General features: G+C 49.2%; 2 tRNA genes. Both read left to right on the forward strand.

Annotation, left to right across the window (positions count from 1 at the left end):
* The first annotated feature begins 8 nt into the window (after positions 1-8).
* Positions 9-84 (forward strand) — tRNA-Gly (locus AB4154_RS22360).
* A 51-nt stretch (positions 85-135) separates the two neighbouring features.
* Positions 136-212: transfer RNA gene (locus AB4154_RS22365), tRNA-Met, on the forward strand.
* The last annotated feature ends 48 nt before the right edge of the window (positions 213-260 follow it).

Genomic DNA, 260 nt, shown 5'->3' on the forward strand with positions numbered 1-260 from the left:
TAACTAATGCGATACTAGCTCAGTTGGTAGAGCGCAACCTTGCCAAGGTTGAGGTCATCGGTTCGAACCCGATGTATCGCTCCAAATTCTCTCTTTTTAGAGAACAGAGTCATTGACTTAAATAATGCATTCGGACGCGGGATGGAGCAGTTTGGTAGCTCGTCGGGCTCATAACCCGAAGGTCGTCGGTTCAAATCCGGCTCCCGCAACCACATTACAGTTAAGCGCTATCTGTTGCCCAAGGCAGTAAGAGCAGCGAT

Source organism: Vibrio sp. 10N.286.51.B11 (genome assembly GCF_041469245.1).
Lineage (GTDB): Bacteria > Pseudomonadota > Gammaproteobacteria > Enterobacterales > Vibrionaceae > Vibrio > Vibrio crassostreae_C.